This is a genomic window from Candidatus Dorea massiliensis AP6 (genome assembly GCF_964245105.1).
Classification (GTDB): Bacteria; Bacillota; Clostridia; order Lachnospirales; family Lachnospiraceae; genus Laedolimicola; species Laedolimicola intestinihominis.
The window spans coordinates 1-14,223 of record NZ_CAXTKW010000009.1 but is presented as its reverse complement, the minus strand read 5'-3'; the positions used below and the strand labels follow the sequence as shown (position 1 = coordinate 14,223).

Below are 14,223 nucleotides of genomic sequence, written 5' to 3'. Positions count from 1 at the left end.
ACTATGGCGAAAACAGGTGTGATTGGAGCAGGCAGCTGGGGAACGGCTCTTGCGCTGGTGCTTCACAATAACGGGCACGAAGTGACCCTCTGGTCTCACTCGGCGGCTTCGGTGGAGAGTCTTTTAAAGAACCGGGAGCTTAAGGATAAGCTTCCGGGCGTAAAGATTCCCGAAGCGATTCAGATTACCAATGATTTGCAGCAGGCCGTGAAGAACATGGACATGCTGGTGCTGGCGGTTCCGTCCGCCTGCATCCGCAGCACGGCCCACAATATGGCTCCCTGCGTGGCGGACGGTCAGTTAATCGTATGCGTATCCAAGGGCATTGAGGAAAGCACATTGAAGATTATGACCGAGGTCATCGAAGATGAGATTCCAAACTGCCGTGCGGCGGTATTGTCGGGACCCAGCCATGCAGAAGAAGTTAGCCGGGGTTTACCGACTACGGTGGTGGCAGGCGCCCATGACCGGGAGACAGCAGAGTACATCCAGAATCTCTTTATGAATCAGGTATTCCGTGTATACACAAGCCCGGATATGCTGGGCATCGAGCTGGGAGGTGCCCTGAAAAATGTGATTGCGCTGGCGGCAGGTATCGCGGACGGCCTGGGCTACGGCGACAACACAAAGGCAGCCCTCATTACCCGGGGAATCGCGGAAATGAGCCGCATCGGCACCGCCATGGGCGGACGCCAGGAGACCTTCAACGGCCTGTCCGGTATTGGCGATCTGATTGTAACCTGTGCCTCGGTACACAGTCGGAACCGGAAGGCCGGTTACCTGATGGGGCAGGGTCGCACCATGCGGGAGGCCATGAACGAGGTGAAAATGGTGGTCGAAGGCGTCTATTCCGCCAAGGCAGCTGTGGCTCTTGCACGGAAATATAACATCGAAATTCCGATTATCGAGCAGGTCAATAAGGTACTATTTGAGGACAAGTCCCCAAAGGAGGCCGTGACCGAGCTGATGCTTCGCGATAAAAAAATCGAAAATTCACAGCTCCCCTGGGAGTAGGAGGGAGGTCGCCGGTGCGCTGTTACAACTGCAATAAGAAATTTGACTACGAGAAATATTATGGCATCTGTCCCAAATGTGGCTGCTTCAACCGGCAGGAGACGGCGGAGGAGCAGCACGAGGCCGTACATGACCGCTTTGGGGACAGCTCCGATAAGGACTGTCACAGAAGCCATCGCACCTACAGCGCCCATCCCGGCGAAGAACGGGAAGGCAGTTTTACCTATCAGGAGGACGGGTATACCTACACGGCTTTCGAGGGGGAGACGGCGAAGAAAAAGGGTGTGGGCTTCTTTGTGTTCAGCCTCCTGTTCTTTATCGTCAGTATCTTCCTGTTTGTGGGGACCATGAACTATACGACGACCAGTTTGGTGACGGGTGTGATTGTGTCGGATACGAACGGCGGAAATAGTGTGGAAATCGTGGAAAACCGGGTGGGCGATTCCTTTATTTTCCAGGATGGCATCACCCTGCAGATACTGGAGTGCCGGGAAGTGGCGGATCAAAACGTCTTCCCGACCATGGAGGAAGGCAAAAAGCTGGTGGCGGTCCATGTACAGGGCGAGAGCGACGGCCAGTACGAGGATTACAACGGGCTTTATGGCATCTATCTGGAGACAGAAGGCCATTACCGGGAACCCATTTCCAGTTATTATTTTGAACCCTACGCGCAGATTCTGGGCGTGTACCCGGCGCTGGATGACAGCTCCTTCAAAGGGGAGACATACTGCGACGGCTGGTACGGTTTCCTGGTGGATGCTGACGCGGACACAGCAGTACTGTGGTTGGACGAGTACGACTGCACGGACTGGGACGGAGGCAACCTGCTCCGCAGCCATAGGATCGAGCTGCCCATCAAGAGCCTGACCGATGATGAGGCCGCAGAATTGGAGCAGGCCGCAGATGAGGCAGAGGCGGAAGGTCTGCTGCCGGAAGACTTTGAAGCGCAGGATGGAGGTGCTGGGGATGGAATCTAGGACAACGGAGAAAAATACACTGATATTTCGGATTGTCGGCGGTATCTTTCTGGTCTTGGGAATTATTTTTCTGGCAGTTACCCTGCAGCTTTGGGTCAAACGCCTGGTTCCCGGTATGATGACCGCGGATACCGGTGGTTCCTACTGTACTCTGGAACCCATCGGCAGTGAATGCCTGGGCGACACCTGTGAGGGCGCACAGGCAGAGGAAGGCTACACCTTCTACCGGCTGGATTTTCAGGTCACCAACGAGGGCGACGAGACCCGCTACGGGGATAGCTACTACGGGATCTACTTCAACGAGGACAACGGCAGGTATAACGATGTGCTGGACTGGTGGCACACCGAAGAGGAAGAGAGCCGGCCACGGTATCTGTTCGAAGATTATGACTATACTTACCTCCCGGCAGGACGGACGGGCACATACCAGAAAGTTGTGCAGATTCTGGACGGCGTGAAGAGTTTTACGGTGGATTACTATCCGGGTGATTCGAGCGGAGAGAGAATCAGTTTTGAGATGACAATCGAATAAATGAACGGACGAAGATAGAGAAATTCCCCTTCCAGGTGAACGCATTATTTTCCTGCTTCTGCCCGCGCGGCTGATCCGCACCTGACCGCCCAACTCGGGCTGCGCCCTCAAACAGGGGCTCCTTCAGGTGCTGCCTAGCGCAGTCAGAAGCGACGGAAAATAAGCTAAACACCTGGAAGGGGAATTTCTCTATCTTCTGATATTTAAGGCGTAAGAGTCAAAAATGTAGATCTCCGGGGAGAGACAGGAAGCCCTCGGGGGACGTTAGCTGATTTTCCGTAGGGACGAGCAGGCTGGCAGCATCTGAAGGAGCCCCTGTTTGAGCCCGAAGGGCGAGTTGGGCGGTCAGATGCGTATAAGCCGCCTGCGAGGAGTAGGAAAATCTGCGTGTCCCCCGAGGGCTTTCTGTCTCTCCCCGGAGCCCACAACCTTCCGTTTTATCAACCATATTTTCCAAAATTAAGCATTGACAAACAGCACCTCGGGGTATACAATAAAGCAAGTGATGCGGCACTTTAATACGTCAAAGCATTGTGGCGTCAAAGCGTCAGTGCCGCAAAATGGAGGAAAACAGGAGGATTTACTATGAAAAAGTTACTCGCATTAGCACTGACAGGCGCAATGACCCTGTCCCTGGCAGCATGCGGAGGAAAGGCTGATACCACAACCGCAGACAACGCAGCAGCTGAGACCACAGAAACAACCGATACCGCAGACGCGGCTTCCACAGACGGACAGACCTACACCGTAGGTATCTGCCAGCTGGTACAGCATGAGGCACTGGACGCAGCAACACAGGGCTTCAAGGACGCTATCGTAGAAGCACTTGGTGAAGACAATGTAACCTTCGAGGAGCAGAATGCATCCGGAGATTCCGCTACCTGCGCGACCATCATCAATCAGCTTGTATCTGACAATGTAGACCTGATTCTTGCAAATGCCACACCGGCTCTCCAGGCAGCAGCACAGGGAACCGATACCATCCCGGTACTGGGAACCGCTGTTACCGAGTATGGCGTAGCACTTGATATCGACAACTTCGACGGCCTGGTAGGAACCAACGTATCCGGAACTTCTGACCTGGCTCCGCTTGACCAGCAGGCAGCTATGCTGAACGAGCTGTTCCCGGATGCGAAGAACGTAGGACTTCTGTACTGCTCTGCTGAGGCAAACTCTCAGTACCAGGTAGACACCGTACAGGCAGCTCTGGAAGATCTGGGCTATACCTGCAAGCAGTATTCCTTCTCTGATTCCAATGACCTTTCTTCTGTAGCAACTACAGCAGCAAGCGAGAGTGATGTCATCTACGTGCCGACTGACAATGCAGTAGCATCCAACACCGAGATCGTCCGCAACATCTGTGAGCCGGAGAAGGTTCCGGTAATCGCAGGTGAGGAAGGTATCTGCGCAGGATGTGGTGTGGCAACTCTTTCCATCAGCTACTATGACCTGGGTGTAGCTACCGGTAAGATGGCAGTGAAGATTCTGACCGGCGAGGCAAACGTATCCGAGATGCCGATCGAGTACGCACCGGAGTTCACAAAGAAATACAATCCGGAGCTGGCAGAGGCTATGGGCGTAACCATCCCGGATGACTATGTAGCAATTGAGACAGCAGAGTAAGCTGTAACAGCGCATTTTGCATGAATTTAAAAAGCGGGTAAAAAGGACTTCCCTTTTTGCCCGCTTTTTGATATAATATTGAAAGCTTTACGCAATTTTGCGTAATTACAAGGCAGGAGGAAGTAAAAAGTGGATATTTTAAAGTTTTTGAATGCTCTGCCGGGACCCTGTGCCCAGGGACTGATCTGGGGTATTATGGCAATCGGCGTGTACATCACCTATAAGGTGTTGGATCTGGCAGATCTGACTGTGGACGGAACCATGGCTACCGGCGGCGCGGTCTGTATTATGATGATGCAGAGCGGTCACTCTGTATGGACGTCTCTGTTTGTGGCATTCCTGGCAGGCATGGTGGCAGGGCTGGTAACCGGACTGTTCCATACGGCCATGGGAATCCCGGCGATTCTGGCCGGAATTCTGACACAGCTTGGCCTCTACTCCGTGAATCTTCGTATCATGGGAGAAAAGGCAAATCAGGCGCTGGCGTTCGGTAAATACGACCAGCTTGTATCCCTGCGCTGGGTTAAGGGTGTTCCCTTCTATCAGAACACCAATTTCGTAGCGGGCATATTTGTACTGGTTATCATTGCGATTCTCTACTGGTTCTTCGGAACCGAGCTTGGCTGCTCCATCCGTGCGACCGGTAACAATGAAAACATGTCCAGAGCCCAGGGTATCAACACCAACACCAGCAAAATGCTCGGTCTGATGATTTCCAACGGCATCGTGGCACTGTCCAGCGGACTGTACGCTCAGTACAATGGTTTTGCGGATGTCAATGCGGGTCGTGGCGCCATCGTTATCGGACTGGCAGCCGTTATCATTGGAAATGTTCTCTTCGGAAAAATCAGCCGTAACTTTGGCTTTAAGCTGTTTACGGTAGTGCTTGGCGCTATCATTTACTGGATTGTATACCAGCTGGTTATTATGGCGGGCTTAAACGCCAACGACATGAAACTGATTTCCGCTCTGGTCGTAGCTATTTTCCTGGCTATTCCGTACCTGAAGGGCAAATATTTTGCAAAACCGGTAAAAAAGGGAGGTACGGCAAATGCTTAGAGTAGAAAATGTATGGAAGACCTTTAACGCAGGCACCGTAAATGAGAAAACCGCGCTGGCAGGCCTGAACCTGCATCTGAACGAGGGTGATTTCGTTACCGTTATCGGTGGCAACGGAGCCGGAAAGTCCACCATGCTGAACGCAGTGGCAGGCGTATGGCCGGTAGATGAAGGAAAGATTTTTATCGACAGCGTAGATGTGACAAAGCTGCCGGAGCATAAGCGCGCGGCTTATCTGGGACGTGTATTTCAGGATCCCATGACCGGAACCGCAGCAGGCATGCAAATCGAGGAAAATCTGGCGCTGGCTGCCAGAAGAGGATCAAAGCGTTTCTTAAAGCCCGGTATTACTCAGAAGGAGCGGGAGTATTATAAAGAGCGTCTGGCAAGTCTGGGTCTGGGTCTCGAGGATCGTCTGACCAGTAAAGTGGGCCTTCTGTCCGGCGGACAGAGACAGGCGCTGACCCTTCTGATGGCTACCTTGAAGAAACCGCGTCTGCTGCTTCTCGATGAGCATACAGCAGCCCTGGATCCGAAGACCGCTGCCAAGGTACTGGACGCCACCGACCGCATCGTTGGCGAGGATCAGCTGACCACCCTGATGATCACCCACAATATGAAGGATGCCATCGTACACGGCAACCGTCTGATCATGATGTACGAGGGCCATATCATATACGATGTGGCGGGCGAGGAGAAGAAAAACCTGAAAGTATCCGACCTGCTGGCCAAATTCGAGGAGGTCAGCGGCGGCGAGTTCGCCAACGACCGGATGATGCTGACTAATTAGGGGATGAAATCGGAGTAAGATTCCCTGTTTAAAAGGTTGACAACGGGTGTCGAACTTGGTAGAATCAATAGAAAGCTTTGACTGCGCGGACAGGACAACTGTCCGCGCAGTGAATACTTAAAAGGGAAGGGAAAACTATGAAACGAGTTGTATTTTCTATTCTGGTCGACAATACTTCCGGCGTGTTAAGCCGTATCGCAGGCCTGTTTAGCCGCCGTGGTTACAATATCGACAGTTTGACGGTTGGTGTAACCGCCGATCCCCGTTATTCCCGAGCTACCGTAGTAGCCAAGGGCGACGAGATTATTATGCAGCAGATTGAGAATCAGCTGAATAAGCTGGTAGACGTGATTGATATCAAGCGCCTGGAGCCCGAGACTTCTATCTGCCGCGAGCTGATTATGATTAAGCTGAAGGTCAGTGAAGAGAACCGTCAGTCCCTGATCGCCGTAGCGAATATTTTCCGTGCGAAGATTGTGGATGTGGCGAAAGAATCTCTGGTCATCGAGCTGACCGGTAATCAGTCCAAGATTGAGGCATTTATTGATCTCTTAAGCGGATATGAGATTCTGGAGCTGGCGAGAACCGGTATTACTGGCCTGTCCAGAGGTACCTTCGATGTGAAGATGTACGACGAGGACGGCAAACTGATGGATTACGATTTCAGCTAATCCGACAGTACTTATGTTACGATACTTCAGGTGACTACATTACCGGCTGCGGGCCGGATGCCGCCGCCTCAAGCATAAATTATTTACACAAAGTAAAATGGAGGAATGAAAAAATGGCAAAGATCTATTATCAGGAAGACTGCAATCTGTCTCTGCTGGATGGAAAGACCATCGCAGTAATCGGATACGGCAGCCAGGGACATGCACAGGCACTGAACGCGAAGGAGTCCGGATGCCATGTCATTATCGGTCTTTATGAGGGAAGCAAATCCTGGAAGAGAGCAGAGGAGCAGGGATTTGAGGTTTATACAGCGGCAGAGGCTGCAAAGCGCGCAGATATTATCATGATTCTGATCAACGATGAGCTGCAGGCAGCTATGTACAAGAAGGATATCGAGCCGAACCTGGAAGAGGGCAACATGCTGATGTTCTCCCACGGCTTCAACATCCATTTCAATCAGATCGTACCGCCGAAGAACGTAGACGTTACCATGATCGCTCCGAAGGCACCGGGCCACACCGTAAGAAGCGAGTATCAGGCTGGTAAGGGAACTCCCTGCCTGGTAGCGGTAGAGCAGGATGCGACCGGCAAAGCTCTGGAGTATGCTTTGGCATACGGCCTGGCTATCGGCGGAGCAAGAGCCGGTATCCTGGAGACCACATTCAGAACCGAGACCGAGACAGACCTGTTTGGTGAGCAGGCAGTTCTGTGCGGCGGCGTTTGCGCTCTGATGCAGGCTGGTTTCGAGACTCTGGTAGAGGCTGGTTACGACCCGAGAAATGCTTACTTCGAGTGTATCCATGAGATGAAGCTGATCGTAGACCTGATTTACCAGTCCGGCTTTGAAGGAATGCGTTATTCTATCTCCAATACTGCAGAGTATGGTGATTACATTACCGGACCGAAGCTTATCACAGAAGAGACCAAGAAGACCATGAAGAAGATCCTGAAGGATATCCAGGATGGTACCTTCGCAAAGGACTTCCTGCTTGATATGTCTCCGGCGGGCGGACAGGCTCACTTCAAGGCTATGAGAAAGCTGGCTGCTGAGCATCCGTCAGAGAAGATTGGAAAGGAAATCCGTAAGCTGTACAGCTGGAATGGCCAGGATAAGCTGCTGGATAACTAGTTAGAATATGAAGGAATGGAGCAGAAAAGTATATGTAGAGCTGCCCCGACCCTGTGAGGAGGACCACAGATCCATGCAGAAGCGGCTTTTGGCTGCTCTGCGGGACTGTGGTTCTTTTTATACGGGAGACTCGCAGAGCGTGTTTTCTCACGTTGTTCGGGATGAGGCAGATATCAGGATCCGCCCGGCGGTACTGAATGATTGTCTGGCGATCTGCGAGCAAGCAGATTGGCAGGTGACGGCGTCCCTGGGATTCGACGGACGTGTCTGGGAACTGCTTGCGCTGGAGCCGGGCGATACTGCAGCACAGCATTATGGTCTCTGCGCGGATTTGGGCAGTACTACGATTATAATGGAGCTGGTGGATTTAAATACCGGAGAGACGCTTGCCTCGGAAAGTGTATTCAATCCGCAGATCGCTTACGGGGACGATATTCTGACTCGGATCTTCTATACTAAGGATCATCCGGAGCGGCGCCGTGAGCTTCAGGAGGCTACGGCAAAGGGATTCCGGAAGCTTATGGTTCAGCTTTCGAAAGAAACGGGCGTGGATACCAGGAAGTGCAACATCCTGACCGTGGCGGGCAATACGACCATGATGCATTTTCTACTGGGTCTGGATGCTTTCGGGGTTTTTCAGTCGCCCTACGCGGTACAGACTCTGGAGCCGGAGGTATGCCGGGGAGCGGAGCTTGGAATTCCGGTACAGGGCTTTGTATACCTTTGTCCGGCCATGGAGAATTACCTGGGCGGCGATATCATCAGCGGTATGCTGGCTACGGGGCTTCCCGACCGGGAGGAGATCAGTGTCTTCCTGGATGTGGGAACCAACGGCGAGCTGGTGGTGGGCAATCAGGAATTCCTGCTGGCAGGCGCAGGCGCGGCAGGCCCGGCCCTGGAGGGCGGTTCGGTCCGTACCGGTATGCGGGCGGAGAACGGCGCGGTGGATAGCGTAACCACGGAAAACGGACGGCTGAAGGCACATGTAATCGGTGAGACAGAGGCGAAGGGCATCTGCGGCTCCGGTATCGTGGATCTGCTGGCAGAGCTTTATCTGAATGGCTGGATTGATCTGCGGGGGAGATTTCAAGAAGCGGAAATTCGGACGGAAGAGAGCCGAGACGAGGATGAAAAAGAGAAGCTTCGGATTCCCGGACTTAAAAAGCTCCCCATGCGCGACGCAGCTTCCGAAAAAGATATGGAATACGCCATCGAATACGCCCAGGGTCTCTATTTTTACCAGAGCGATATCGACGAGTTCATCCGCACCAAGGCGGCGGCCATGACTATGGTGGAATACATGATGAACCTGATTGGTCTTGGCATGGAAGACGTGGGCCGCTTTTATGTGGCCGGAGCCTTCGGCACCCACATCGACAAGGAGTCGGCGGTGACCATCGGCATGTACCCGGATATCGACCGGGACAAAATCATTTCCCCGGGAAATACATCCCTGCAGGGGGCGAAAAAGCTGTTACTGGATCGAAGCCTTACCGAAAAGGCAGAGGAGATCATCGAACGGATGCAATACGTCCAGTTCGGCGCGGTGGAGGAGTTCATCGAGCTCATGCGCGCGGCCCAGGCGATTCCGCATACAGATTTGCAGCGGTTCCCAACCGTGGAGCGGCGGCTTTTGGAACGGCAGGCGGCGAAAGCAGAAAAATAGGGAACAGCGGGCGGCTAAGATAAGCCGCCCGCAAAAGCTATGAAAAATGGTATGAAAAAAATGTCGCGAAAAAATCGGATTGTACCGAAAAAAACTCTTGAACATCAAAAAAAGTTATAGTATAATAACTTCAATTTGAGGGAAAAAGACTGGAAATGCGAGTGGGCATGGTATGTCTTTTTTTTTTGAGAAAGTATATACAAAGAGACTATATTTTTGAAAGGAACAGGTGGACGAATGAAAGCTTTTCTGATATTGGAAGACGGACATGTGTTTACAGGCACCAGCATTGGCTCGGAACGCGAAGTGATAAGTGAGATCGTGTTCAATACGTCAATGACCGGGTATCTGGAAGTGCTGACTGATCCCTCTTACGCGGGACAGGCAGTGGTAATGACTTATCCGCTGATTGGTAATTATGGTATATGTTATGAGGATATGGAGTCCGGACGTCCCTGGCCGGATGGATATATTGTTCGGGAGCTTTCTCGTCTTCCCAGCAATTTCAGAAGTACAGATACAATTCAGAATTTCCTGAAAAAATATGATATTCCCGGAATCGCAGGTATTGATACCCGTGCCCTGACCAAGATTTTGCGTGAGAGCGGCACCATGAACGGTATGATTACCACAAAAGAATATGATAATCTGGACGAGGTACTGCCCCGTTTAAAGGCATACCGTACAGGTAAGGTGGTAGAAAAGGTAACCTGCAGAGAAAAATCCGTGATGAAGCGGGACGGTTATAAGGTAGCTCTTCTCGACTTCGGCGCAAAGCGCAATATTGCCCGTTCTCTCTATGAAAGAGGCTGTGAGGTTACGATTTATCCGGCAGATACAAAGGCAGAGGAGATTATCGCGTCTAATCCGGACGGTATCATGCTGTCCAACGGCCCCGGAGACCCCAAGGACTGCGGTCCCATCATCGACGAGGTGCGGAAGCTCTATGAGAGCGATATCCCGATTTTTGCCATCTGTCTGGGACATCAGCTGATGGCCCTGGCCACAGGCGCGGACACCTACAAGCTGAAATACGGCCACAGAGGCGGCAACCATCCGGTGAAGGATCTGGAGACCGGAAGAGTATACATTTCCTCCCAGAACCACGGCTATGCCGTAGATGTGAACAGCCTGAACCCGGCCGTAGCTACGGCAGCCTTTGAAAATGTCAATGACAAAACCAACGAGGGTCTGAAATACACCGGTAAGAACATTTTTACCGTACAGTTCCATCCGGAGGCATGCCCGGGTCCCCAGGATTCCGGCTACCTGTTTGACCGGTTTATTCGCATGATGGAGGTGAAGAAAAATGCCTAAGAATCCGTCGATTAAAAAAGTACTTGTCATCGGCTCCGGCCCGATCATCATCGGCCAGGCAGCCGAGTTCGACTATGCGGGCACCCAGGCCTGCCGTTCCCTGAAGGAGGAGGGCATCGAGGTAGTTCTTTTAAATTCCAATCCGGCCACTATCATGACCGATAAGGATATCGCGGATCGTGTATACATTGAACCGCTGACTGTCGAGGTGGTAGAGCAGCTGATTCTGAAGGAGCAACCCGACAGTGTACTGCCGACCCTGGGCGGTCAGGCGGGCCTGAATCTGGCCATGGAGCTGGAGGAGCGCGGCTTCTTAAAGGAGCACAACGTACGTCTCATCGGAACTACTTCCGAGACCATCAAGAAGGCCGAGGATCGTTTGGAGTTCAAGAGCACCATGGAGAAAATCGGCGAGCCCGTGGCGGCTTCCGAGGTAGTAAAGGACGTAGAGGCAGGTATTGCCTTTGCCAATAAAATCGGTTACCCGGTGGTACTCCGTCCGGCATACACCCTGGGCGGCAGCGGCGGCGGAATTGCCCACAACCAGGTGGAGCTGGAGGAGATTCTGGCCAACGGTCTCAGACTTTCCCGTGTGGGCGAGGTTCTGGTAGAGCGCTGCATTGCAGGCTGGAAAGAGATTGAGTATGAGGTTATGCGCGACAGCGCCGGCAACTGCATTACCGTATGTAATATGGAAAATATCGACCCGGTCGGCGTACACACCGGCGACAGTATCGTCGTAGCTCCCTCCCAGACCCTGGGCGATAAGGAGTACCAGATGCTGCGTACCTCTGCCCTGAATATCATCAGCGAGCTGAACATTACCGGCGGCTGCAACGTCCAGTATGCCCTGCATCCGGAAAGCTTTGAATATTGCGTGATCGAGGTAAATCCCCGTGTCAGCCGTTCCTCCGCACTGGCTTCCAAGGCTACAGGCTACCCCATTGCCAAGGTGGCAGCGAAGATCGCTCTGGGTTATACCCTGGATGAGATTCCCAATGCCATTACCGGACAGACCAAGGCCAGCTTTGAGCCCATGCTGGACTACTGTGTTGTGAAGATGCCCCGTCTGCCCTTCGATAAATTTATCAGCGCAAAGCGTACTCTGACCACCCAGATGAAGGCCACCGGCGAGGTCATGGCCATCTGCAATAATTTCGAGGGCGCTCTGATGAAAGCCATCCGTTCCCTGGAACAGCACGTGGACAGCCTCATGTCCTATGATTTTACAAATCTTTCCAGAGAGGAAATCCTGGATCAGCTTCATGTGGTGGACGACCGCCGTATCTGGCTGATTGCGGAAGCCATCCGCAAGGGCATTTCCTATGAGGAGATTCATGCCATTACCCAGATTGATATCTGGTTCATTGATAAAATTGCGATTCTGGTGGAAATGGAGCAGGCCCTGAAGAGCGAGCCCCTGACGCCGGAGCTCTTAAAAGAAGCGAAACGGATCGAGTTCCCGGACAATGTCATTGCCCGCCTGACCGGCAAGACGGAGGAGGAGATTAAAGAGCTCCGTTACACCAACGGCATCACCGCTGTATACAAGATGGTAGATACCTGCGCGGCAGAGTTCGAGGCAAGCACACCCTACTACTATTCTGTATTTGGCAGTGAAAATGAAGTCGTAGAAACAAAAGACCGCAAGAAGGTACTGGTTCTGGGCAGCGGCCCCATCCGCATCGGACAGGGTATCGAGTTCGACTTCTGTTCTGTACACTGTACCTGGGCTTTTGCGAAAGAAGGCTATGAGACCATTATCATCAACAATAACCCGGAGACGGTAAGTACCGACTTTGATATTGCAGATAAGCTGTATTTCGAGCCGCTGACTCCGGAGGACGTGGAAAGCATTGTGCGTCTGGAGAAGCCGGACGGAGCTGTGGTGCAGTTCGGTGGACAGACTGCCATTAAGCTGACCGAGGCCCTGATGAAGATGGGCGTGCCCATTCTTGGAACTTCTGCGGAGAATGTGGACGCGGCAGAGGACAGAGAACTTTTTGACGAGATCCTGGAGCAGTGTCAGATTCCGAGACCCAAGGGACATACGGTATTTACCGCCGAGGAGGCAAAGAAGGCAGCAAACGAGCTGGGCTATCCGGTTCTGGTTCGCCCGTCCTACGTACTGGGCGGCCAGGGCATGCAGATTGCCATCAACGATAAGGATGTGGAAGAGTTCATCGGCATCATCAACCGGATCGCCCAGGAGCATCCGATTCTGGTGGACAAGTATCTGCAGGGTAAGGAGATTGAGGTAGACGCGGTCTGCGATGGAGAGGATATCCTGATTCCGGGTATCATGGAGCATATCGAGCGCGCGGGTATCCATTCCGGAGACAGTATTTCCGTATATCCGGCCAAGAGCATCAGCGATAAGGTAAAGGCTACCATCGAGGAATACACGAAGCGCCTGGCCCGCTCCTTACATGTCATCGGTCTGATCAATATTCAGTTTATCGCGGTGGGCGACGAGGTATACGTCATTGAGGTAAATCCCCGTTCCAGCCGTACGGTTCCCTATATCAGTAAGGTAACCGGTATTCCGATTGTACCGCTGGCTACCAAGGTGATTCTGGGTTATAAGATTAAGGATTTGGGCTATCAGCCGGGCCTTCAGCCGGAGGCAGATTACTACGCGGTGAAGATGCCGGTATTCTCCTTCGAGAAGATCCGCGGCGCGGACATCAGCCTGGGACCGGAGATGAAATCCACCGGTGAGTGTCTGGGTATTGCAAAAACCTTCAACGAGGCCCTTTACAAGGCGTTCCTGGGCGCAGGCATCCGTCTGCCCAAGTATAAAAATATGATCATGACCGTCCGGGACGAGGATAAGGAAGAAGCAGTGGAGATTGCGAAGCGCTTTGAGGCGCTGGGCTACTGTATCTACGCCACCAAGGGTACCGCAAGAGCGCTCATGGAGGCAGACGTCTCCGTGCGCCTGACCAGAAAGCTGGAGCAGGAGTCCCCAAACATCCTGGACCTGATTCTGGGCCATAAGATCGACCTGATTATCGACACGCCCTCCCAGGGTGTGGATCACAGCCATGACGGCTTTGTTATCCGTAGAAATGCCATTGAGACAGGCGTCAATGTGCTGACTGCCATCGATACCGCCAAGGCTCTGGTAACCAGTCTGGAGAATACGGACGTGAAGACCTTAAGCCTCATTGATATTGCGACGATTTAAGGAAAACAGAATAGAAGAACAGCAGAAAGGGCTTTCCGGGAGGAGAGTCCTTTTTGCAGCTGTGGGAAAAGTCCATAATCTCAATTTAAGCCCCTCGAATTCGAGGGGCTTAGGAAGCAGGACACGAAGGGAGCTTAATCGTATGCGATTGAGGCGATTAAACATAAGGAAAAGCACCGTAGGGTAAAGTTTTTGTAGGAAAAGTTAATAGAAAAAAGAAAGAAAGCACCGGGATCCTGTGTTAGGATTGAAGT

At 52.5% G+C, this 14,223-nt stretch carries 11 protein-coding genes; all 11 read left to right on the top strand.

The genetic code is table 11. The annotated features are described in order from the left end of the window. The first annotated feature begins 3 nt into the window (after positions 1–3). The 11 genes from ACESZP_RS10155 to carB all read left to right on the top strand — a co-directional run bounded on the left by ACESZP_RS10155 (position 4) and on the right by carB (position 13,969). Positions 4–1,014: an NAD(P)H-dependent glycerol-3-phosphate dehydrogenase gene (locus ACESZP_RS10155; protein ID WP_499708958.1), complete on the top strand. Its 1,011-nt coding sequence runs from the start codon at positions 4–6 to the stop codon at positions 1,012–1,014. A gap of 14 nt (positions 1,015–1,028) precedes the next feature. Continuing rightward, complete coding sequence (locus ACESZP_RS10150) at positions 1,029–1,991, top strand: hypothetical protein (protein ID WP_499708957.1); 963 nt, start codon at positions 1,029–1,031, stop codon at positions 1,989–1,991. Next, complete coding sequence (locus tag ACESZP_RS10145) at positions 1,981–2,523, top strand: hypothetical protein (RefSeq protein WP_499708956.1); 543 nt, start codon at positions 1,981–1,983, stop codon at positions 2,521–2,523. Before ACESZP_RS10150 ends, ACESZP_RS10145 begins: the two co-directional genes overlap by 11 nt. Before the next feature lie 585 nt (positions 2,524–3,108). Beyond that, positions 3,109–4,146 (top strand): ABC transporter substrate-binding protein, encoded by a 1,038-nt coding sequence (locus tag ACESZP_RS10140; protein ID WP_499708955.1) that lies wholly within the window; start codon positions 3,109–3,111, stop codon positions 4,144–4,146. 129 nt (positions 4,147–4,275) lie between these two features. Then, positions 4,276–5,205, top strand: a complete 930-nt coding sequence (locus ACESZP_RS10135) for an ABC transporter permease (RefSeq protein ID WP_349164166.1) — start codon at positions 4,276–4,278, stop codon at positions 5,203–5,205. Further along, positions 5,198–5,995, top strand: a complete 798-nt coding sequence (locus ACESZP_RS10130) for an ABC transporter ATP-binding protein (RefSeq protein ID WP_349164165.1) — start codon at positions 5,198–5,200, stop codon at positions 5,993–5,995. The genes ACESZP_RS10135 and ACESZP_RS10130 overlap by 8 nt, the downstream gene beginning before the upstream one ends. Positions 5,996–6,132: 137 nt before the next feature. Beyond that, entirely contained in the window at positions 6,133–6,666 is a 534-nt protein-coding gene (gene ilvN, locus ACESZP_RS10125) for an acetolactate synthase small subunit (RefSeq protein WP_178038714.1), read from the top strand. A gap of 74 nt (positions 6,667–6,740) precedes the next feature. Then, complete coding sequence (ilvC, locus tag ACESZP_RS10120; RefSeq protein WP_349164300.1) at positions 6,741–7,796, top strand: ketol-acid reductoisomerase; 1,056 nt, start codon at positions 6,741–6,743, stop codon at positions 7,794–7,796. Between the two features lie 7 nt (positions 7,797–7,803). Beyond that, the gene (locus ACESZP_RS10115) at positions 7,804–9,462 is read left to right on the top strand and encodes an ASKHA domain-containing protein (protein ID WP_178038716.1); all 1,659 of its coding nucleotides are present in this window, start codon (positions 7,804–7,806) and stop codon (positions 9,460–9,462) included. A 237-nt stretch (positions 9,463–9,699) separates the two neighbouring features. Beyond that, a complete protein-coding gene (locus tag ACESZP_RS10110) occupies positions 9,700–10,779 on the top strand; it encodes a carbamoyl phosphate synthase small subunit (protein ID WP_178038717.1) in 1,080 nt (359 codons plus the stop codon). Next, positions 10,772–13,969, top strand: coding sequence for a carbamoyl-phosphate synthase large subunit (carB, locus tag ACESZP_RS10105; RefSeq protein ID WP_499708954.1), 3,198 nt, complete (start codon positions 10,772–10,774; stop codon positions 13,967–13,969). Before ACESZP_RS10110 ends, carB begins: the two co-directional genes overlap by 8 nt. Positions 13,970–14,223: the final 254 nt, after the last annotated feature.